The sequence below is a fragment of the Pseudomonas helleri genome (assembly GCF_045830615.1).
GTDB classification, from domain to species: Bacteria; Pseudomonadota; Gammaproteobacteria; order Pseudomonadales; family Pseudomonadaceae; genus Aquipseudomonas; species Aquipseudomonas helleri.
Genome location: NZ_CP174501.1, coordinates 2,684,456 through 2,707,149, shown reverse-complemented (window position 1 = coordinate 2,707,149; position 22,694 = coordinate 2,684,456). Strand labels below are relative to the sequence as shown.

General features: G+C 58.6%; 16 protein-coding genes. 12 read left to right on the top strand and 4 right to left on the bottom strand.

What is annotated here, in order from left to right; genetic code table 11:
- The first annotated feature begins 90 nt into the window (after positions 1-90).
- Positions 91-1,236, top strand: a complete 1,146-nt coding sequence (locus ACJJU9_RS12195) for an IS481 family transposase (protein WP_407730880.1) — start codon at positions 91-93, stop codon at positions 1,234-1,236.
- A 113-nt stretch (positions 1,237-1,349) separates the two neighbouring features.
- Here ACJJU9_RS12195 and ACJJU9_RS12190 read toward each other — a convergent pair whose 3' ends face one another.
- Complete coding sequence (locus tag ACJJU9_RS12190) at positions 1,350-1,994, bottom strand: response regulator transcription factor (protein ID WP_407730879.1); 645 nt, start codon at positions 1,992-1,994, stop codon at positions 1,350-1,352.
- Between the two features lie 3 nt (positions 1,995-1,997).
- Positions 1,998-3,809 (bottom strand): PAS domain S-box protein, encoded by a 1,812-nt coding sequence (locus tag ACJJU9_RS12185; protein ID WP_407730878.1) that lies wholly within the window; start codon positions 3,807-3,809, stop codon positions 1,998-2,000.
- Positions 3,810-3,987: 178 nt separating this feature from the next.
- Here ACJJU9_RS12185 and ACJJU9_RS12180 point away from each other — a divergent pair, with 178 nt between their 5' ends.
- The gene (locus tag ACJJU9_RS12180; protein WP_407730877.1) at positions 3,988-5,610 is read left to right on the top strand and encodes an acyl-CoA synthetase; all 1,623 of its coding nucleotides are present in this window, start codon (positions 3,988-3,990) and stop codon (positions 5,608-5,610) included.
- A gap of 36 nt (positions 5,611-5,646) precedes the next feature.
- A complete protein-coding gene (locus tag ACJJU9_RS12175) occupies positions 5,647-7,419 on the top strand; it encodes an acyl-CoA dehydrogenase C-terminal domain-containing protein (RefSeq protein ID WP_407730876.1) in 1,773 nt (590 codons plus the stop codon).
- 46 nt (positions 7,420-7,465) lie between these two features.
- Here ACJJU9_RS12175 and ACJJU9_RS12170 read toward each other — a convergent pair whose 3' ends face one another.
- Positions 7,466-7,762, bottom strand: coding sequence for a putative quinol monooxygenase (locus ACJJU9_RS12170; protein ID WP_048371674.1), 297 nt, complete (start codon positions 7,760-7,762; stop codon positions 7,466-7,468).
- Between the two features lie 110 nt (positions 7,763-7,872).
- Positions 7,873-8,121: a DUF465 domain-containing protein gene (locus ACJJU9_RS12165; protein WP_048371676.1), complete on the bottom strand. Its 249-nt coding sequence runs from the start codon at positions 8,119-8,121 to the stop codon at positions 7,873-7,875.
- Positions 8,122-8,650: 529 nt separating this feature from the next.
- Between ACJJU9_RS12165 and bcsE the strand changes: the two genes are divergently transcribed.
- Genes bcsE through bcsC form a run of 9 tightly spaced genes read left to right on the top strand, consistent with a single transcriptional unit; the run spans position 8,651 to position 22,490 of the window.
- Positions 8,651-10,195, top strand: coding sequence for a cellulose biosynthesis protein BcsE (gene bcsE, locus ACJJU9_RS12160; RefSeq protein ID WP_407730875.1), 1,545 nt, complete (start codon positions 8,651-8,653; stop codon positions 10,193-10,195).
- Positions 10,192-10,392 (top strand): cellulose biosynthesis protein BcsF, encoded by a 201-nt coding sequence (gene bcsF, locus ACJJU9_RS12155; RefSeq protein WP_407730874.1) that lies wholly within the window; start codon positions 10,192-10,194, stop codon positions 10,390-10,392. Before bcsE ends, bcsF begins: the two co-directional genes overlap by 4 nt.
- The gene (gene bcsG, locus ACJJU9_RS12150; protein ID WP_153333545.1) at positions 10,379-12,028 is read left to right on the top strand and encodes a cellulose biosynthesis protein BcsG; all 1,650 of its coding nucleotides are present in this window, start codon (positions 10,379-10,381) and stop codon (positions 12,026-12,028) included. The genes bcsF and bcsG overlap by 14 nt, the downstream gene beginning before the upstream one ends.
- Positions 11,998-12,219, top strand: coding sequence for a cellulose biosynthesis protein BcsR (bcsR, locus tag ACJJU9_RS12145; protein WP_273219390.1), 222 nt, complete (start codon positions 11,998-12,000; stop codon positions 12,217-12,219). The genes bcsG and bcsR overlap by 31 nt, the downstream gene beginning before the upstream one ends.
- Positions 12,216-12,938, top strand: a complete 723-nt coding sequence (gene bcsQ / locus ACJJU9_RS12140) for a cellulose biosynthesis protein BcsQ (RefSeq protein ID WP_407730873.1) — start codon at positions 12,216-12,218, stop codon at positions 12,936-12,938. The genes bcsR and bcsQ overlap by 4 nt, the downstream gene beginning before the upstream one ends.
- Positions 12,935-15,538: a UDP-forming cellulose synthase catalytic subunit gene (bcsA, locus tag ACJJU9_RS12135; protein WP_407730872.1), complete on the top strand. Its 2,604-nt coding sequence runs from the start codon at positions 12,935-12,937 to the stop codon at positions 15,536-15,538. Before bcsQ ends, bcsA begins: the two co-directional genes overlap by 4 nt.
- The gene (bcsB, locus tag ACJJU9_RS12130) at positions 15,535-17,856 is read left to right on the top strand and encodes a cellulose biosynthesis cyclic di-GMP-binding regulatory protein BcsB (protein ID WP_407730871.1); all 2,322 of its coding nucleotides are present in this window, start codon (positions 15,535-15,537) and stop codon (positions 17,854-17,856) included. Before bcsA ends, bcsB begins: the two co-directional genes overlap by 4 nt.
- A 3-nt stretch (positions 17,857-17,859) precedes the next feature.
- Positions 17,860-18,972, top strand: coding sequence for a cellulose synthase complex periplasmic endoglucanase BcsZ (gene bcsZ, locus ACJJU9_RS12125; protein WP_407730870.1), 1,113 nt, complete (start codon positions 17,860-17,862; stop codon positions 18,970-18,972).
- Positions 18,972-22,490, top strand: a complete 3,519-nt coding sequence (bcsC, locus tag ACJJU9_RS12120) for a cellulose synthase complex outer membrane protein BcsC (RefSeq protein WP_407730869.1) — start codon at positions 18,972-18,974, stop codon at positions 22,488-22,490. The genes bcsZ and bcsC overlap by 1 nt, the downstream gene beginning before the upstream one ends.
- The last annotated feature ends 204 nt before the right edge of the window (positions 22,491-22,694 follow it).

The following is a 22,694-nucleotide window of genomic DNA, read 5'->3' as shown; positions in this document are numbered from 1 at the left end:
AGTGTATGGACCGGGGACATGGCGAACACAATGTTCGGAGACATCGCGAACACTTTTAATAGGACACATTGACCCCTTAGGAGGTGTGATGTGCCCTGGAAAGAGGTGTCCGCAGTGGATCTTCGTCTCGAATTCGTCGCCTTGGCTTTGGCTGAGGGCGCTAACATCAAAGCATTGTGCGAGCACTTCAATATCGGCCGCACCACTGCCTATAAATGGCTCAAGCGTTTCCAATGTGAGGGTAAAGACGGGCTGAGAGATCGGTCCCGTCGACCCCACAGTTCACCTAATCGAACTGCTCACGAGTCCGAGAAGCAGATACTGGCGCTTAATATCGAGCACACCGGCTGGGGGGCGCGCAAGATCAAGGGATGCCTTGAGCGGCGTGGCAGCAACATGCCTGCAGCCAGTACGGTTCATGCCATTCTCAAGCGCAATGAGCGCATCGACCCTCATGCAGGCCTAGTCAAACCTTTCATCAGATTTGAACACGAGCAGCCCAATGATCTGTGGCAAATGGACTTTAAAGGCCATGTGCCCATGCGTACGGGTCGCTGCCATCCATTGACACTTCTGGATGACCACTCGCGTTTCTTTTTAACTATCGCCGCCTGTGGCAACGAGCAGCGCAGTACCGTACAGGCCCATTTGATCAATGCGTTTCGCCATTACGGGCTACCTGAGCGCATGACGATGGACAACGGGGCGCCGTGGGGCGACGAGCCTGATGCGTATACAGGGCTGGAAATCTGGATCATGCGTCAGGGCGTAAGGGTGAGCCACTCACGCCCCTACCACCCTCAAACGCAGGGCAAGCTGGAAAGACAGCATCGCAGCATGATCAGGGAGGTTTTTAAGGGCTTGTGTCTGATTGACCTGCCCAGCGCGCAGTTCACGCTGGATGAATGGCGCAAGATCTACAACTACGAGCGCCCGCACGGTGGCATAGGCATGCAGGTACCAGCGTCTCGCTATACGCCCAGCGCACGGGAGTATCAGGAGGTGCTACCTGCCATCGAGTACGGTGCTGAGCTTCATGTGCGAAAGGTGCAGGCTAAAGGTGAGATCTACTGGCAGGGTCAGCCCTGGAGGCTCGGTAAAGGCTTTAAAGGCGAGCGTGTAGGTGTACAAGAGGGTATTGAAGATGGGCAATACGATGTCTTCTGGGGAAGCCATCGTATTGCGCAAATTGACAGAGTGACCGGGGTTGTAATATCAGGGAAAAAGCTTCGTTAACTGTTCGCTATGTCTCCGAACAAAGTGTTCGCTATGTCCCCGGTCCATACAGGGAGAGGGCTAGGGTGAGGGGGGGGCTCTTAGATCAAGATCAAAAGATCGCAAGGCAAGCTTTACAGCATTGCTCGCAACTTAAGCGGATCCACCAGCCCCGCCGCTATCGCCATGCCCACCAGGTCCGGCAAGTGTTCGGCCTGCATACGCTTCATCACGCGGGCGCGATACAGGTCGATGGTTTTTACACTCACCGCCAATTGCTCAGCAATTTCACGGGTGGTGTAGCCCTTGACCAGCGGCAGCAACACATCGCGCTCGCGGGGTGTCAGGCTGTGCAGGCGGGCTTCTAACTCCGTCAGTTCCTGGCTGGCACTTTGCCGCGCATTACCGCCGCTCAAGGCCTGTTGCACACTGTCGAGCAGCAACTGCTGGTTGTAGGGTTTCTCGATGAAGTCATGGGCGCCCGCCTTGAACGCACGAACCACAATAGGCACATCGGCGTGGCCACTGACAAAAATCACCGGCAGGGTTAACCCGCGTTCCTGTAACGCTTGCTGCACATTCAGGCCACCCATGGCGGGCATGCGGATATCCAGTACTACACAGGCGTTAAGGGCCGGATCCACGGCGTGCAAAAAAGCCTGACCACTGGTGAATGGCACTGCATTCAGGCCGATCGACTCCAATAACCAGACGGTTGAATCGAGCATGCCCTGATCGTCATCGACGACGTAGACCACATGGCGCTGCGGGGTTGTCATGGCTTAATTGCTCTCTTCTTGTTGTGGGGTGACGGCCATCAGTGGCAGGCGGCAGCACATGCGCAGCCCGTGGGGTTGCGGCTCGGCGTCAAGCTCGCCGCCCAGGCCCTCAATGATACTGCGACTCATCGACAAACCCAGCCCAAGCCCTTCGGCCTTGCTGGTGTAAAACGGGGTGAACAGTTGCTCAAATTGTTCGGCCGTGACGCCGGGGCCTTGATCCTCGACGCTGATGCTTAACTCGCCAGCACGCGCGGTCTGCACGCTTATACGAATGCGCGAAGGCTGCCCCGGCTGCTGCTCGCAATTGGCGTCAATGGCATTACGCAACAGGTTGAGCAACACCTGTTCCAGCAACACCCGGTCGGCATACACCAACGGCAGAATGGCCGGCAACTCCTGCTCAATCGTCACCTGTCGCTCACGGGCTTCCCACGCGCACAGATTGACCGCTTGGCGCACCACTTCACTGACGTCCAGCGCTTGTAACGTACGCCGGCCCTTGCGTAAAAAACCGCGCAAACGCTTGATCACTTGCGAGGCATGGCCGGCATGCAGGGTAATTCGTTCCAACCCTTGAGCGACACGGGTTGCAGCGTCGGGGGTGGTGGCCAGGTTTTGCAGATAACGCTGGCTGGCACTCGCATAATTCATTACCGCGGCCAGCGGCTGATTGATTTCGTGGGCGATGCCGGACGCCAGCTCCCCCAAGGTCACCAGCCGGGCGGTATGGGCCAGCTCATCCTGATGATGACGCTGTTGGGCTTCACGCAGTTCGCGCTCGCGCATGTCACGGGCCACCAGTGAAAAAAACCGCTCACCCGAGGTGGCGCGATGGGCTAGCAGCAATAAAGACACCGGCACAGAGGGTTCGCCATTCAACGGCTGCAAACGCGCTTCACTGCTCCACAAGCCGTGTTCTTCAGCGCTGGACCAGCCCACTGACTGCAACTGCGCCAAATCGCCAGCACTTAAAAAATCCGCCAGCGAAATCACGCTTTTCCCACGCGATAAACCGATAATTCGCCGGGCCGCCGGGTTGAGGTAAGACACCCCGCCCGCCGGATCAATAAACAGCACCGGGTCAGGATTGACCTCGACCACTTCAGCCAGGCGCCGCTTGTTTTCTTCTGCTTGAATGCGCGCGGTGATGTCCCTCGACACGCTGACCACTTCAACCACAGCGCCGGTATAGGTTTCGCGAATCGCCCGGCTGGCGGTTTCAAACCACAGGTAATGCCCGGCCTGATGGCGAATCCGGTAGGTCATGGTGTAGTAGCCATCGAGCTCAAGCGCATCACGGGCCTGGCGCAACACCTGGGCCAGATCATGCGGGTGAAACAAACGCTGCGCCCGGCTGCCGCGCAGTTGCTCGGGCCAATAGCCAAGCAACGTCCAGGACGCTGGCGAGGCATCGAGAAAACGCCCGTCCGGGGTATGCCGCGAGATCAGGTCGGTGGTGTTCTCGGTAATCAGCCGATACAGGCGCCGGGCTTTGGCGGCTTCACGTCCGGCCAGCAGTTCGGCACTCGCCTCCCGGCCACGGGCCACGACACACTGGCTTTCAGGTATCGGTATCAGCGTCCACAGCCACAGGTGTTCCGAAGACTGCGCCTGGACCTGCTCGATCGCCCGCTCTTGTTGCAAGCAGGCACGAACCAGCTCTTCGATATTGCCCGGCAGCAACGGGCGCACGGCTGCCAGCGGTTTGCCTGCCAGCAGCCGTGACAGTGCCGGATTGACCGCCAACGGCGCGCCAGCGGCGTCAAGGACTACTGAAGGTTGCGGGTCATGGGTGAGCAGCGAAACAGGCATGGGGCATCCGTGGATTAAGTCGCGCTTCAATATAGAACAAATACTATATTGCTTAGGTATTGCTTCCATATCAAACACAAACTGAGCTATAACTCAGACCGGACATAAAACTGACCCTCTCGACAGCATAAGAGCGGGCAGCCATTAGAGCTAACAATCAGCCACCGGAATGACCATCATGTCGATTTTTGAGCAGGGCCTTGAGCCGACTGCCGTCAACCATATTGCCCTGTCGCCTCTGAGTTTTATCGAGCGCACCGCCAGCGTCTACCCCGACTACCCTGCTGTGATCCACGGTTCCATTCGCCGCACCTGGGCGCAAACCTACAGCCGTTGCCGTCGTTTGGCCTGCGCGCTGGCCGGGCGCGGGATCGGCAAGAACGATACCGTCGCCGTCATGTTGCCCAATATTCCGGCCATGCTCGAAGTGCATTTTGCCGTGCCCATGGTCGGTGCCGTACTCAATGCCCTGAATGTGCGCCTCGATGCCGAAGCCATCGCCTTCATGCTGGCTCATGGCGAGGCCAAGGTACTGATTGCCGACCGCGAATTCCATGAAGTGATTCATGCGGCAGTGGCCATGCTTGATCATCCGCCGCTGATCATCGACGTGGATGACCCCGAGTACGGTGAGGGCCAGCCGGTCAGCGAGCTGGATTACGAAGCGGTACTCGCAGAGGGCGACCCGGACTACGACTGGCAATGGCCCGCAGATGAATGGCAAGCCATTGCGCTCAACTACACCTCAGGCACCACCGGCAACCCCAAAGGTGTGGTCTATCACCACCGGGGCGCTTACCTCAACTCCCTGGGCAACCAGATGGTCTGGGCCATCGGCAATCACCCGGTGTACCTGTGGACCCTGCCGATGTTCCACTGCAACGGTTGGTGTTACCCCTGGATCATCACCGCGCTGGCCGGGGTGCATGTGTTCTTGCGCCGGGTCGACCCGCAAAAAATCCTTACCTTGATTCGTGAACACCAGGTCACTCACCTGTGCGGCGCACCGATTGTGCTCAATGCACTGGTGAACATGCCGGAATCAGCCAAGGCCGCTATTGATCACCCGGTGAACGCCATGGTCGCAGGCGCGGCGCCCCCGGCCAAAGTGATTGGGGCCGTGGAAGAAATGGGCATCAAAGTCACCCACGTGTATGGCCTGACCGAGGTCTATGGCCCGGTGACCATCTGTGCCTGGCATGACAAATGGGACGAACACACCCTGGCCGAACGCGCCCAGATCAAATCTCGCCAGGGCGTGCGCTACCCCACGCTGGAAGGCGTGATGGTGGCCGACCCGAAAACCCTGAAGCCGACCCCGCGTGACGGCGAAACCATGGGTGAGATTTTCATGCGCGGTAACACGGTGATGAAGGGTTACCTGAAAAACCCCAGCGCCAGCGCAGAAGCCTTCGAAGGCGGTTGGTTCCACACCGGCGACCTGGCCGTGTGCCACCCGGACGGTTATGTGGAAATCCGCGACCGCCTTAAAGACATCATCATCTCCGGTGGCGAGAACATCTCCACCATTGAAGTTGAAGGGGTCTTGTATCGCCATCCAGGCGTCATGGAAGCCGCCGTGGTGGCGCGCCCCGATGAAAAATGGGGCGAAACCCCTTGCGCGTTCATCACCCTGAAGGCCGACCACCAGCAGGTGCGTGAAGCTGACATCATCACCTTTTGCCGCGAGCATCTGGCCGGGTTCAAAGTTCCGCGTACCGTGGTCTTCACCCTTCTGCCCAAGACCTCCACCGGCAAAGTCCAGAAATACGTCCTGCGCGACATGGCCAAAGCCTTGTAACCCTCCTTTTGTGTAAATGTTTGACGAGGTTTTGTGATGCCTGAATTCAATGCCCCGCTGCGTGACATGCGCTTTGTGCTGCACGAAGTATTTCAAGCGCCAGCACTTTGGGCGCGCCTGCCCGCTCTGGCCGAGCACGTTGATGCCGACACCGCTGATGCGATCTTGCAAGAAGCGGCCAAAGTCACCAGCCAATTGATCGCCCCTCTTAACCGCAGTGGCGACGAAGAAGGTGCGCAATGGCACGCGGGCAAGGTCAGCACGCCGCAAGGGTTCAAGGCGGCCTATGACACCTATATTGAGGGTGGCTGGGTCGGCCTGTCAGGCAACCCGGACTTTGGCGGGCTGGGCATGCCCAAGATGCTCGCCGTGCAATTTGAAGAAATGCTCTACGCCGCCAACTCCAGTTTTGCCCTGTATTCGGCGCTGACATCCGGCGCCTGCCTGGCCATTGATGCTCACGCCAGCGCGACGCTTAAAGAAACGTATCTGCCACCGATGTATGAAGGTCGCTGGGCAGGTTCGATGTGCCTCACCGAAGCCCATTCCGGCACCGATCTGGGGCTTATTCGCACCCGTGCTGAACCCAGGGCTGACGGCAGTTTCAGCCTCAGTGGCAGCAAGATTTTCATCACCGGTGGCGATCAGGACCTGACCGAGAACATTGTCCATCTGGTCCTCGCCAAACTGCCGGACGCACCGGCCGGGCCGCGTGGCATTTCGCTGTTCCTGGTGCCCAAGGTGCTGGTCAATGCCGACGGCACGCTGGCTCAAGCCAATGCCGTGAGCTGCGGCTCTATCGAACACAAAATGGGCATCAAAGCGTCTGCGACCTGCGTGATCAACTTTGACGGCGCCCAAGGCTGGTTGATCGGCGAAGCCAACAAGGGCCTGGCGGCCATGTTCACGATGATGAACTACGAGCGCCTGTCCATCGGTATTCAGGGCATCGGCTGTGCCGAGACCTCATACCAAAACGCCCGTACCTACGCCCGCGAACGCCTGCAAAGCCGGGCGCCGACCGGTGCAGTAGCGCCCGACAAAATGGCCGACCCGATCATCGTTCACCCTGATGTTCGACGCATGCTGCTGAGCATGAAGGCCATGACCGAAGGCGGTCGCGCGTTTGCCAGCTATGTCGGCCAGCAACTGGACCTGAGCAAGTACTCAGCCGATGCACAAGAGCAGCAGAACGCCGCAGCGCTGGTGGCTTTACTGACGCCGGTGGCCAAGGCCTTTTTCACTGACACCGGGCTCGACAGTTGCGTACTGGGCCAGCAAGTGTTCGGGGGCCACGGTTACATTCGTGAATGGGGGCAAGAGCAATTGGTGCGCGATGTTCGCATCGCGCAAATTTACGAAGGCACTAATGGTATTCAGGCGCTGGACTTGCTGGGGCGCAAGATCATTGCCAATGACGGCGTAGCGCTGCGTTTGTTTACAGCGCAGATCCGCGAGTTTGCCGCTCAACCGGGCAAGCCTTACCAGCACGAACTGTTACAAGCGGTGCAACGGCTCGAAGACTTGAGCGACTGGCTACAAGCGCAGGCCAAGCTCAACCCCGATGAAATCGGTGCAGCATCGGTTGAGTACCTCCAGGTCTTTGGCTATGTGGCATACGCCTGGTTGTGGGCACGCATGGCAGATGTTGCCCAGGGCTCCCTTGAGGCGGATCCGGCGTTCTATACGGCGAAACTGGCCACGGCGAGGTTCTATTTCAAGCGGCTTTTGCCACGCATCGACAGTCTGGAACAGTCGATACGCGCGGGCAGCGAATCACTGTTTGAACTGGACGCTGCGAGCTTTTAAGGGGCCCACTAAAAACGGCGGCCCTTTCAAGGCCGCCGTTTACGGGTTAGAGACTCAATTCATCCAGCACCAGCACCTCACGGTGCTCCAGCAAGTCCGCAACGGCCTTGGCCATCGCTAAATAGTGTGGCGTTGTTTTGTGGTGCTCGATGGCCGCCAGGTCTTTCCAGCCTTCGATAAACACAAAGCGCTGCGGATCGGTACGGTCAATATGCAGATCGTAGAACGTGCAGCCCTCTTCTTTGCGTGAGCCTTCCACACACGCCAGCAGCGCTTGTTTGACGGTCTCTTCTTGACCGGCCTTGGCGCGCAATACAGCAACGATTTTGATGATGTTGGACATTTCGGCTTCCTGGGAGTGGTGTTCTTGAACACGCCAACCCTACTACGGCACAGAGACAGAAACATCTGCAGCGTGCAAAAAAATTGGCCGCCAAGAACACCTTCAAAGGATTAGCGGGCCGCCTGGCTGGCCAGACGGCTTACGATGTCATCCTTGATTTTCAGCCGCTTCTCCTTGAGCGCCAGTAACACTTCATCAGTCACACCCAGCGCACTGGGCGCCTCGGCCTCTACCACCTGCTTGTCAGCCACTGTGTATTTCTCAATTAACGCAGCCAAGTGCGGGTCTTGACCTTTAAGCGTGTCGAGAGCCTCTTTGGAGAAGCCCAAATCCAATGGCAAATCATGTTTGACTGGCATAGATGCACCTCATTGAACGTTTCGGTGACGGTTTCAGACTCTGAGGATGAGCCTGCGCAAAAGGTTCCATCCGTGATGAACCCACTACAGCAATACCACGCATCCGGGCAGTGAGAAAGCCGCGCTTGTCTTTCTGTCAGCTAGCATTGCTTGAGATCAACGCCCGGATTGACGAGTTCTGATCGCCAATTAAATGGCGGTATTTTTTCCGCAGCTATTTTTTTGACATTTTCCGTTTTAAACATGGACTAACCTCACAAAAATGTAAGAAAATTCCTACAGCAACGAAATAATCGACCACTATTTGAGTGCCAAGTGCGTTGACAAGGAAGGTTAAGATTTTGGCTCACCGGGCCTCTACATCGCGACATGGATCAAGTCGGCGAACCACCAATCACTTCATGATTGACGCCATTGAACAATACTCAGGCTTGAAGGCGGATGACCGACCTGCAAGCACCGAATGAATGGCGCAATACATAACAAACCCGCCATTCGCTCGTGAACCTCCTGGAAGAGAACGTAGCGTTTGCCTTATATCAATCTCGGCATCCACGGATTACTGGACCAACACATTGCTTTGCGCGCTGGCGGCTTGTACTGGATTACGGCCAACCAGCCTGATGATGCAAGACTGCTGGCCTGTCAGTTTCTGGAAAGCCTCCCCTCCAGCACCCCTGCCGCACTGATTGTGTGTGCAGACCCCGTCCAGACAGTCATTGACGAGATCGCTCCTGATCGCGGTCCGGACAAACTCAAACTGTTTGAAATCGCGCAAAAGGTGATCGAGCCGGGGCTGGCCACATTGACCCGCGACCTGGGTCGCGCGCGGATCGCCCCCCATAGCCAGATTGTGTTGCTGGTACCGGCCAATAGCTGGACCGAGGCCTCGGCGGCAAAACGCCTGCAGCATTGGTGCGAACACTTGCGCCCGTGGCTACGGGACAGAAACGCCACCTTGCTGGTAATCGCCCACGGTGAAGCGTCGCCGCTGCATGCCCGGTTGCTGGCGCTCAACGAGCAACTCTCCGGGTTGAGTCGGCTGTATCGACATAACGGTGAAACGCGCTACCACGTGCACTTTTGGTACAACGACATTGGGGTGAGCGCCGGGCTGGAGTTCAAACTCTCGACCCGCAACAAAACCCTGGCCTTGATTCCGGAACCCGTGGCCGATATCGCGCCACGCGTCGCTGACGACCAGCATGTCTACCTCGCTGAACGTACCGTGCTTGAAGGCAGCCCGCCGCTGTCCAATCACTGGTACCTATTCAATGACCGCCAGACATTGCTTCAGCAAGCCGCTTCTGCTACCGCAGCCACGGTAATTGTCGGCATCGATAGCAGCCATCAACTGCTGGAGCTGGCGCAGCAACTGCACGACCTGCGCGAACAGTGCGGCCCGGCTTTAAAGATTGTGGTGCGTGAACTGGAACCTGCCGTGCGCTATCGCGACGAGCGTTTGCTGCTGGCGTGCGGGGTCAACCTGATCATTCCTGACGGCACCCTGCTGTCGCGCTTTTTGAGCCTGATCGAAAGTATTCAGGGGCAACGCTGGCAGCACACCCAGGGCACCGACTTTGCCACATTGCTTGAGCGCCAGCGGCCACCGGCCATTCGCGGCTTGGTGAGCCCCCGTGAGTTCATCACCCAAGTGCAACACCTGTATCAAAACAGCTCCGGTGAAGTGCCCCATCAACTGCTCAAGTTCCAACCGGTTGCCGGGCTTAAACAAGAGCTGTTCCTGAACCAGATGTGTTTGCGCCGACTGGGGGATTTCGCCTGTTTGTTCAACGGCGACCTGTACCTGTTTCTGTTTGCCTGCCGCGCAGACGCGTTGGAGCCAGCGCTGGCCAACATCTGCCGCCTGCCCTGGCGCGACCTGTTTTTGACCCGTCAGTCGCTGAGCAGCCCGACGGATCTGGATCAAGATGCCTTTATGGAAGATGACTCTGTGCCCCCTCATCTGAATATTCCCGTTGAGCCGTTGATCATGGCCCAACCGGCTCCCGGAAGCCGCGCTGCGATTAAACCGCAGCGCATCACCTTGACTGTCAGCGAGCCACAGCCATGACCTTTATGGAACTTGTGCAGGTCATTGCCCTGACCTGCGGGATAACCATACTCCTGACTCTGTTCTCACAGCGTATTCGCCAGTACCTCAAAGCGCATTTTGAGCAGTACTTGCCGCCGCGTTACCTGAAATCCTGCGGTGTCAGACGTCGTGCACCCGCCAGCCCTTCGATGAGAGCGCCGGATGAATCTGTCTAAACCTGCGGTTGCACCGCAAAAACTCACCACGGTATGGCGCGGACTGGGTGCCTGGAACCTGTACTTCCTCGGCAAGTTCCTGTTGACCTGGACCGGGCACCTGAACTTTCAGATCGTGCCCAACCTGATTTTTGCCCTTGCGCTGCTTATACCGATCGCCCACCCAATGCTGCGCCGTGCCCGCACGTTGCTGGCGATTCCTGTGGCCGTCGCACTGCTGTACCAGGACACCTGGTTCCCGCCCTTCAGCCGTTTGCTGGCGCAGCCCGGTGTCCTGAACTTCTCAGCGGATTACATCATTGAGTTGCTGGGGCGCTTTATTGACTGGCAAGTGTGCGCCCTGCTGTTGGTGCTGATCATTGGCTACCTGTTTATCAGCCCTTGGTTACGCCTCACCACACTGACCCTGCTGGGCTTTGTCTGGTTGAGCCTGGGTAGCTTGCAAGCATTGCTGCCAGCACCAGTGACCTTGCCAATTGCCAGCAACACCAGCGGTGCTGCGACACCGGTCAGCAGCGGCGGCGGTGAGCCGGACGATGCGACGCTTAACGCCTACCTCGACACGTTCTACAAGAACGAAGCCCAGCGTAAAGTTGAGTTCAAAGAACCTGCGGTCAAACCGCCGCCCTTTGACCTGCTGGTCATCAATATCTGCTCGTTGGCCTGGGATGACCTTGATGCCGTGGGGCTGCGCAACAACTCGTTGTTCAGCCAGATGGACGTGATCTTCGACAACTTCAACTCGGCGACAGCCTACAGCGGCCCTGCTGCCATTCGGCTGCTGCGCGCCAGTTGCGGTCAGACCTCGCACGCGCAGTTGTATAAACAGCCGCCCGATCAGTGCCTGCTGTTCGACGACTTGCGCAAGCTGGGCTTTACCGATGAGTTGATGCTCAACCACACCGGCGAGTTCGATGGCTTCTTGCAAGAAGTCCGCGATCAGGGCCAATTGCCTCCACCTGCCTTGGGCGTCATCCCGGCCGGTTTGCAGCGTACCTATGTCGGCTTTGACGGTTCGCCGATCTGGCGCGACCGTGACGTACTGAGCAAATGGTGGCAACACCGTTTGAACAGCAACCAGCCGAACATGGCCCTGTTCTACAACACCACCAGCCTGCATGACGGCAACCGTCAGGTGAGAGCCGATGGCGGCACCCAGGCGGCGGACTACAGCAGCCGTGCCCAGGTCTTGCTCGACGACCTCAACGCCTTCATCAAAGAGCTGCAAAAAAGCGGACGTCGCGTGGTGGTGGCCATCGTGCCTGAGCATGGCGCCGCCTTGCACGGTGACCGTATGCAGATCTCCGGCATGCGTGAAATCCCTAGCGAGTCCATCACCCATGTGCCGGTGGGCCTCAAGCTGATCAACATGGGCGACGACGGCCAGACCGAGCCGGTGCATATCACTCAGCCAAGCAGCTACCTGGCGATCGCTGAAATCATTGCACGCCTGTATGCCAGCCCGCAGCTCAGCAACGGCCAGACCGTGGATTGGTCAGCCCTGCTCCAGGACCTGCCGCAAACCGCAAAAGTATCGGAAAACTCAGGGACCGTTGTGCTCGATTACAACGGCAAACCTTATGTTCGAATCAAGGAGAACGGTGGATGGCTACCTTACCCACAGCAGCTCAAATAAGCGCGGATATCCTGTCGCGTAATGAGCGCGCCGATGATATTGAACGCCTTAAATTCATGGTGGACCTGCCAGACCTGCGCTATGTCGATATCTCTGCGCAGGTGGAGTTGCTGCAAGCCCTTGAGCGCTGGCCGTTACTGGCCCACCTCGAAACGCGGCACAAGACTGCCACTTTGGACGCCACTCCATGATCGCCCTGAGCCTGCAAGGTATTCGTGGCGGAGTGGGCACCAGCTCAACCCTCGCGGCACTCAGCTATGCACTGTCGACCCTCGGACAGAGAGTTCTGGTGGTTGATATGTGCCCGGAAAACACCCTCGGCCTGCATTTCAATCTCGATTACGCACTGCCGGGTGGCTGGGCCCCTGCCACGCTCAATAACAGCCCTTGGTATCAAGACGCCTGGAACATCGAACCGGGCCTGGACGTATTGCCCTACGGCACGCTCGCCGTTGAGCAGCACCTGCAACTCGACACCTTGCTGCGCGATCACCCGCAGCTGTGGGCGCAACGCCAAACCAGCCTGGCTGACAGCTATGACTGGGTGCTGTTTGACCTGCCACAGCGTTTGCCGGGGCATGCGAGCAACCCGCGGTGCGACATTGCCCTCACGGTGTTGAACCTCGACGCGGCGAGCCATGTACTGCTGCAACCGATGCGCAGCAGTGCGGCGCGCTTGTTGATCAATCGCTTTGAGCCGGCCAGCCAGTTGCAGCGCGATATGTTGCTGCTTTGGCAGAACCATTTCGGCAAGCATTTGTTGCCCATCCATTTGCATGCCGATGAAGCCATGGCTGAAGCCTTGGCCAAGCTTGAACCCACCGGCCGGTATGCACCGGGCAGCCTGATAGCCCAAGACCTGATTAGCCTGGCCAGTTGGTGCCTGCTGCGTGGCGGGAGGCTTGAATGATCGACCGCTGGTTCCCCTACACCTATTTGCGCCGTGAACAGAACTGCACCCGCTTCACCGCCTTGGTGCTGGCACTGATACAGGCTTTTGGCTGGATATTCCTGCGTCTGGAAGCCCCGTCGTGGAAAGCCCTGCGCGCGCAACACCGCAGCCTGTTCCCGCACTTGGCAGACAAACGCCCCACTATTGGCGACCCGCTGCGTTACATCATCCAGATCGCCTGGCTATTGCTGGTGCGCCCGGGTGAGCAAAGCTTGCCTCAGCGTCAGCGTACCCGCCGCCGTTTCGCCAGTGCGTTCAAGGCCTTGATCGGCATTGTGCAAAAGCCCTGGAATCTGCTGGCCAACAGTTTTGAACAGTTGCCATCAGCCATCAGCCCGCAAGTGCGCAAAGGTTCGCGCTGGTGGAGCTCGATGCACTGGCCGCTGCGCAAAATACTCTATATCGCCATCGGCGCCTTGGTGGTGGTGCTGGTGTTTATCTGCGTGACCGAACCCTTCGGTTACCTGGCCCAGTTGGTGTTTGTGGTGCTGTTGTGGGCCATTGCGATGCTGGTGCGGCGCTTGCCGGGGCGTTTTCCGACGCTGCTGCTGATTGCCTTGTCAGTGATCATTTCATGCCGCTATTTGTGGTGGCGCTACACCTCGACGCTGAACTGGAGTGACAGCCTCGACCTGGTCTGCGGGCTGATCCTGCTGCTGGCCGAGACCTATTCCTGGATGGTGCTGATTCTCGGCTACGTGCAGACCTCATGGCCGCTGAACCGCAAACCCGCGCAATTGCCAGCAGACCCGAGCCAGTGGCCAACCGTCGACTTGCTCATTCCGACCTATAACGAAGAACTCTCGGTTACCCGTGGCACGGTGTACGCCGCGCTGGGCATTGACTGGCCGAAAGATAAACTGCGCATCCATTTGCTGGATGACGGCAACCGCCCAAGCTTCAAGACGTTTGCCGATGAAGTGGGCATCAACTACATCGCGCGTACCGATAACCGCCATGCCAAGGCCGGTAACCTCAACCATGCCCTGACGCAGATTGACGGTGAACTGGTGGCGATTTTTGACTGCGACCACATGCCTGCCCGCTCATTCCTGCAATTGACCGTGGGCTGGTTTTTGCGTGACCCGAAACTGGCGCTGGTACAAACCCCGCACCACTTTCTCTCGCCCGACCCGTTCGAGCGAAACCTGGGCACCTTCCGCAACCGTCCCAACGAAGGCGAGCTGTTTTATGGCCTGGTTCAAGACGGTAACGACATGTGGAACGCGGCGTTTTTCTGCGGCTCATGTGCAATCGTGCGGCGCACAGCAATTGAGTCCATAGGCGGGTTTGCTGTCGAAACAGTCACTGAAGACGCCCACACCGCCTTGCGCCTGCACCGTCAGGGCTGGAACTCCGCCTATTTGCGCATTCCGCAGGCGGCGGGCCTGGCCACTGAGAGCCTGTCGGCACACATTGGCCAGCGTATTCGCTGGGCACGGGGCATGGTGCAGATTTTCCGCACCGACAACCCGCTGATGGGCAAAGGCCTGACGATCTTCCAGCGGGTCTGTTACGCCAACGCCATGTTGCACTTTCTGGTAGGCCTGCCACGGCTGGTGTTCCTGACCGCGCCGCTGGCCTTCCTGCTGCTGCACGCCTACATCATCTATGCCCCGGCCTTGATGATTCTGCTGTACGTGCTGCCGCACATGATCCACGCCAGCCTGACCAACTCGCGGATGCAAGGCGCCTATCGCCAGACATTCTGGGGGGAGGTTTACGAGACGGTGCTGGCCTGGTACATCGCCCGGCCAACCACCGTGGCCCTGTTCAGTCCTTCGCGGGGCAAGTTCAACGTGACCGCCAAAGGCGGGTTGATGGAAGAAAACCAGTTCGACTGGCAGACCGCCAAACCGTATCTGGTGCTTTCGGTGCTCAACGTACTGGGCCTTGGTTTTGCTGTGTGGCGGATTTTTACCGGGCCTGCCGACGAGATCATCACGGTGATCGTCAGTGTGTTGTGGGTGATCTACAACCTGCTGATTATTGGTGCAGCAGTAGCCGTGGCGGCTGAAGTGCGCCAGGTCCGACAAACCCATCGGGTGCAAACCCGCCTGCCCGGCGCCATAAAGCTGGCTGACGGCCATCGCTACCCGTGTGAGCTGGTGGACTACTCCGACGGTGGTGTTGGACTGCTGCTCAATCAACCGTTGCCGCTGGCCACCGGCTCGCTGGTGTCGTTGATCCTGCAGCGCGGCAACCGCGAGTTTGTCTTCACCGGCACCCTCACGCGCTCCAAAGACTTGTTTATGGGCCTGAACTTTGCCGATTTGCCGCCCGAGCAAAAAATCGAATTTGTGCAGTGCACCTTTGGCCGGGCCGATGCCTGGCTCGATTACAACAGTGGCTTTGAAGCTGACAAACCGGTTCAGAGCCTCAAAGAAATCCTCGCCCTGGGCGCTAAAGGCTACTACCGCCTTTATCAGTATCTGCCTGCATGGCTGCGCCATCTGGCACGGCCTTTTGTGCGAGTACTGCAATGGCTGGGCAGCTTTTTGCCGCGCATGCCCAAAGCGTCCACCCCTCTTATTTCCCGGCCAGTGAGCAAATCATGAGTCGATTCGCCAAAAAAAATCTTTTCGCCAGCCTCGCGCTGATGACCCTCGCCTGTGACCTGATGGCTGCCCCTCTGCCCCTGCCAACCGGCAGCGCGGCGGCGCAGGATAAACCTGCGATCACCCAGAGTACCGACCCGCTGCCAAGCTGGACCGTCACGCGTACGTTCGAACAATTGGGCCGCCCGGCCGACACCTTGCTGCTGGGCATCCACAGTTCCGAGCAGGTTGAGTTCACCTTGCGCCGCGACCGCATCGCCAGCGATGCCAGCCTGCAACTGAACTACACGCCCTCGCCTTCGCTGATTCCGACGCTTTCGCATATCCGCGTGTACCTCAATGACGTGCTGATGGGCGTGTTGCCTATCGAGAAAGATCAACTGGGGCGCCAGACTCAGCAGAAAATGGCCCTTGATCCCCGGATGATTGCGGACTTCAACCGCATTCGTCTTGAGTTTATCGGCCACTACACCGACATCTGCGAAGACCCGGCTAACAACACCCTGTGGGTCAATATCAGCCGCAGCAGCAGCTTGACCCTGCAAGAGCAGGCGCTGAGCCTGACCAACGACCTGGCGTATTTCCCGCTGCCGTTCTTTGACCCGCGCAACAGCGGCACGCTGGAACTGCCGTTTGTGTTTGCCGCCAACCCGACTCTGGGCGAACAACGCGCCGCCGCGATTCTGGCCTCGTACTTCGGCAGCCAGGCCAACTGGCGTGGCTCCAAGTTCCCGGTCCTGTTTGACACCTTGCCTGGCGTGCAAAGCAAGGAAGCGACACAGCCAACCGTGGTGTTTGCCACCAACGACCACCGCCCTGCGTTTATGAGCGACCTGGAGAAATTCCCGGCCGTTGATGCACCCGTGGTTGAGCTGATTGATCACCCTGATGCGCCTTACAGCAAAGTGTTGCTGGTGATGGGCCGTAACGAAGAAGACCTCACCACGGCGGCCAAGGCGCTGGCGCTGGGCGGCAAACTGTTACGCGGCTCGCGGGCAACCATCAACAAAGTTGAAGAGCTGCAACCGCGCAAGCCTTACGACGCTCCGGCCTGGATGCGCACCGATCGCCCTGTGCGCTTTGCCGAACTGATCGACTACCCGCAGCAACTACAAGTCAGCGGCCTGCAACCACGGCCGATTACCCTGGACATCAACCTGCCGCCTGACCTGTTTGTCTGGCGTAACCAGGGGATCCCGCTGCGCACGCAATACCGCTACACCGCGCCGTCGGCCAATGATGATTCACGCCTGAACATCAGCCTCAACGATCAGTTCATCACCAGCCTGCCGCTGACCCGCAAAGACAACAGCCGCTTTGAAGAGCTGCGCTTGTCGGTACTGTCCAATGACTCGGCCAACGTCAATGACAAGCTGATCGTACCGTCGCTGAAAATCGGAGACCGCAACCGCCTGCGTTTCGACTTCAGCTTCGCCAGCACCATGGGCAGCGCCCAGCGCGATCACTGCCAGACCATTTTGCCGGCTAACACCCAAGCGATTATCGATGAAGACTCAACCATCGACTTGTCCGGCTATCACCACTACATCAGCATGCCCGACCTCAAGGTTTTTGCTCGCAGTGGCTTCCCGTTCAGCCGCATGGCCGACATGTCGGAATCCATCGTTGTGGTGCCGAGCAAAGGCACCCCGACGCAAATCAGCACCCTGCTGGAAGCCGTGGCCAGTATTTCTGCCCGCACTGGCTACCCGGCCTTTGGCGTACGCCTGAGTGATGACTGGAAATCGGCCTCCAAGGAGGACGCAGACTTGCTGCTGCTGGGCCAAATGGCGCCTGAAATGCGCGACAACCCGGACCTCAGCCTGTTGTTGCAACGCCAGCACGACATGCTGGTGCAGCCTTACGGCAACACTGCCATGGATGCCACCAACCGCCGGGGCCCGTCCACTGACGATCGTAACCAGCCAGCCAACCGGGTTGAAGTCACCGCCCAAGCACCTATCGCCGCCATCATCGGCATGCAGTCGCCTTCGCATAACCAGCGCAGCGTTGTAGGTTTGCTGGGCAATGACGATGCCGATTTCAACCTGCTGCGTGAAACCCTGGTCGACAGCAGCAAAATGGATGCCGTGGCCGGTTCCGTGGCGCTGATTCGCAGCAGCGGGATCTACAGTCAACTGGTAGGTGATCAGTACTACGTGGGTAACCTGCCGTGGTACCTGCTGATGTGGTACCAGCTCTCCGAGCACCCGGTTCTGCTGGCGATCCTGGCGGTGATCAGCGTGTTGCTGAGTGCTTTCCTGTTGTGGCGCGCCCTGAGCTGGGCAGCTCACCGCCGCTTGCACAAGGATGACTGATCAATGCCACGTCTTGCAGTGCTCGCTCTGAGCTTGACCCTTGGCTTGTTACCTCAGGCAGCGAGTGCCGCGAGCTGTGACTGGGCTGCCTGGGACAGCTACAAGCAGACCATGATGAGCAGCGACGGGCGCATCATTGATCGCTCGTCCAAGCAGTTGATCACTACCTCGGAAGGTCAGAGTTATGGCTTGTTTTTCGCCTTGCTCGCCAATGACCGCAAAAGCTTTGAGCGGATCCTGGAGTGGACCCACAACAATCTGGCGGACGGCAGCCTGGATGCGCACCTACCTGCCTGGGAATGGGGCCGCTCCGAGTCCGGCAAATGGCAGGTGCTCGACAGCAACAATGCCACGGATGCCGATCTGTGGATCGCCTACACCCTGCTCGAAGCCGGGCGCTTGTGGGAGTCGCCTGAGTACCTGGAACTGGGGCAAAACATGCTCTGGCGCACCGCCGCACAAAGTCTGCGTCCGCTGCCAGGGTTGGGCCTGATGTTACTGCCGGGTGATACAGGGTTTGACAGCCCTGAAGGCTGGCGGCTGAACCCCAGCTACCTGCCGCCGCAATTGCTTGCCCGCTTTGCCAAAGTAGCGCCCATTTGGGCGGAACTGGCGGCCAGTCAACAACGCATGCTGGTCGAAGGTTCACCCAAGGGCTTTGCCCCCAACTGGCTGTTGTGGCAAGTCGGGGCCGGCTGGGCGCCTGACCCCAAGAGCGGCAGTACCGGCAGCTATGATGCAATTCGCGTGTACCTGTGGGTCGGCATGCTGGCCAAGGACGCGGCGGGTCGCCAGGCCTTGCAGGCGCAGTTTGCACCCATGGCTGCCCTCACCCAAACCCTGGGTTATCCGCCCGAGTCGGTAGACGCCCTCACCGGCCAGTACACCGGCACCGGCCCCGTGGGTTTCTCTGCCGCTCTGTTGCCACTGCTCGCCAGTACCGGCTCACCGGCGTATGTCGTGCAACAAACACGGGTACAGCACGAGCCACCCGCAGCGGATGCTTATTACAACCAGTCCTTGCTGTTGTTTGGCCAGGGCTGGAATGAACAACGCTATCGCTTTGACAAGGATGGTCAGCTTTTACCGGCGTGGGTTAACACATGCAAAAACTAATGGCATGGGCAGTTTTGTTCAGCGGTATCTCGACGTCAGCACTGGCGCAGCCGGTGAGCATCCAGGACCAGCAACAGTGGTTGCTGGAGCAGGTGCGCATTGGCGAAGCCTTGTATCGGGACGATCTGGTGCGCGACTCATTGGCACGGCTGTGGCTGATCGCGCCGAACAACCCGCAAGCCCTGGCGGCTTCAGTGCGTCAGGCCTTGCTGGACAAAAATCCGGACCTGGCCAAGCAGCGTCTGGCCCATCTGCAACAATTGGCATCTGACTCGTTGGCACTGCGTCAGGCGCAAAACCTGATGAAATTGCAGGATCCGCAAGTCCAGGTGCAATTGCAACAGGCGCGTCTGTATGCGGCTGGGGGACGCCCTGAAGAGGCTGCCGTCATCTTTGAGCAGTTGTTTGGCGATGCTCCGCCGGACTTTGCCACCGCATTGGAATACCTGCGCATTCGCACCAATATCACCGGGCAACGCCCGCGCGTCATCGAGCAATTAAAAACGCTGGATGCGCAATACCCTGGCAACATCGGCCTGCGCCAAACCTTGGCCGACTTGCTATTCCGTGAAAAACGAGATGCCGAGGCGCTGGCGGTGCTCCATGAACTGTCGACAGACCCCAATGCCATTAACGCAGCAGCAGAGCGCGAATACGAGTACCTCAGTACCTTGCCGATTGACCGCTCCACCACGTTGGCATGGCAAGCGTATTTGCAGCGTTATCCGCGTTCTCCGGTCCTGAGTGAAGCCACCCAAAAGCTTAAAATTCAGCAGCAATTGCTCGCAGACCCGGCTTGGGTCGCCGGTACGCGCGGCAAACAGATGATTGATCAGTCACGTAACCCAGTGACGGCTGAAGCCCTGTTACGGCGCGCACTCAAGCATTACCCCGATGACACGACATTGTCCGGTGCACTTGGCGTCGCCCTTTTCCGTCAAGCTCGGTATGACGCGGCCTACGCAGCATTCAATACTGCGCGCAGCAAAGAGCAAGACACGTTCAAAATCAGTAAATGGCAGGATTTGATGGATGCCAGTCGCTATCGTGCGCTACTTTCTCAGGGCGAGAAAGCTCTGCAGCGCAACGACGTCAACGCAGCATTCAACGCCTACCAAAAAGCTCGTAGCACCCAAACGCGTGAAGCTGAACCGCTGATAGGGTTAGCTGACGTTGCTTTAGCACGGCATGACACGACACAGGCCGAAACCTTGTTGTTGCAAGCCAGACGGCTCGAACCCACCAATAGCAGTGCTGTACGGGGATTGCTGCGCTTGTATGCGGCACAATCGCCAGACAAAGCCAAATATTTTCTTGATGGCTTACCGCCCTCTCTGCAAAAAGAATTTGCCTCCTCGCGCCAAAGCCTGGAAGTGGACGAACTGAACCGCCTGGCCGATGCGGCCAGCGAGCGCAAGGACTGGCCGCAAGTGGTGACCTTGCTCAGCAAAGTGCGCAACCTGACACCGGACGAACCTTGGCTGACGTATCGCCTGGCCAATGCCCAGCGCGAAATAAACCAGCCCGGCGCGGCTGATGACAGCTTTAAACAGTTGATGCAGCACCAGGGCCAAAACCCTGAGGCGCGGTATGCCTATGCACTGTACCTGTCCAGTACCGAGCGCAATGCCAGCGCCTTGAGCGTGCTGGAGCAGTTGCCCAAAGTGCAGTGGAACGACTCCATGCGTGAGCTTCATGCGCGCCTGCAGCGCAGCGAACTGCTGGCCCGCGCTGACAGCTTGCGCAAAGCCGGCAATGAGCCTCAGGCGATTGCCCTGCTGATGCAGAACCCGGACAACGACGACCTGCTGACCCTGGCGCGCTGGGCGCAGGAACGTGAAGACTACGCACAAGCGCAGAAACTCTATGCGCACGTTCTGCGCCAGGACCCCGGCAACACCGACGCGCGGCTCGGGCAAATCGAAACCCTGATCAATACCCGTCAATTGGACGCCGCACGCCGCCAGTTGGAACAGTTCCAGCCTGCGCCCGGCGAGGCATTGACCCCGACACAGCAACGGCTGGTGGCCAATGCCTGGGCCGAAGTGGGTGAACCCGACAAAGCCCAGGCGCTATTTGCCGAACTGCTGAAAACGCCGCAGGACGATCCTACGATCTATCGCGATGCTGCGCGGTTGATGTCTGCCAAGCAGCCGCAACAGGCGCTGGACTACTACGCCAAAGGCATGGCTGGCGCCGGGCTGATTACACCCGAACAGGCCAACCCGCGCGACAACCGGGCAATGACCCTCGCCAGCCGTGAAAAAGACGACGATGAATGGCTTGAAAGAAGCCTGCGCAGTGACGTCGACGAGTTGTACCAGCGGCAAAATCCGACGCTGCATCTGTATACCGACTACGGATGGCGCGCGGACGATGCTTCGGCGGGTACCTCGGACACCGACACCCAGACCACCATCCTGCAACTGGACTTGCCGATCGCCGACGGCAGCGGCTTTATCCGGGCTGAACAAATCGACATGGATGCGGGCAAGTTCGATGCAGATGAAGACGGTTTTGTCCGCGAGAGCTACGGCACCTGCGCGATAGGCATCAAACGCAAAGGCACCGACGAGCCGGTTTTTTCAGGCTGTGAGGACCGTTCACAGTCAGCCCGAGGTACCACACTGGCGGCTGGCTGGAAAAACGAAACCTGGAACATCGACGTTGGCCGTACGCCCGACACCTTTAAAGTGCCCAACTGGTTGGGGGGCGTGGCCTACAGCAACAAAATCGGTTCCTTGGGCTGGACCCTGACAGGCTCGCGTCGACCGTTGAGTAACTCGATCTTGTCTTACAGCGGGGCAAAAGACCTCAACACCGGCGTGACGTGGGGCGGCGTGACCTCAAACGGTCTGACCTTGAGCCTGAGCCATGACGAAGGCGGCGTTGACGGGGTTTGGGCGAGTTTGGGCCAGCACTGGCTGCGAGGCAAAAACGTCGAAAACAACCATAAAAACACCGCCATGGCCGGGTATTACTACCGGCTTGTGGAGCGTGCTGATGAACGCATGCGCACCGGTTTGACGGTGATGTACTGGGGTTACGACAAAGACCTGAGCGAATACACCCTCGGCCAGGGCGGGTATTACAGCCCGCAGCAATACTTCTCGATCGGGGTGCCGTTGAACTATGCGTGGCGCACGCCCAATTGGTCGGTGTCGCTGGAGAGCTCGGTGGGCTGGTCATATGCCAAAACCAAATCCAACGACCTTTATCCGTTGAGCGGGTTGAACGACAAACTGCTCAGCGTCGTCGACCAGGAAGGTTTTGAACTTGCAGAGCCACTTGGCCAAACCTCGGGCGGGAGCAGCAATGGTATCGGCATACGCCTGCAAGGGCTGGCCGAACGCAGACTGACGGACAACCTGGTACTGGGCGGTGGTTTGCTCTATCAGCACAGCGAAGGCTACGCCCCAAGCCGGGCCATGCTGTACCTGCGCTACACCTTCGACGCCTGGCAAGGCAACTTGCCGTTGCCGGTAGAACCGTTGATCCCGTACGCCGACTTTAGATAGTAGGCATCACCTTTTTGTAGGAGCGGCCGAAGGCAGCTCCTATCAAACAAAAAATAAGTGATTGATTCTAAAGGCTCTGTAGGAGCGAGCTTGCTCGCGATCTGTTGATCTTGATCTAAGAGCGCCCCTCACCCTAGCCCTCTCCCGAAGGAGAGGGAACCGATTGGGGGATGCTGAAGATACTCGGTGGCCTGTTAGTTGCGC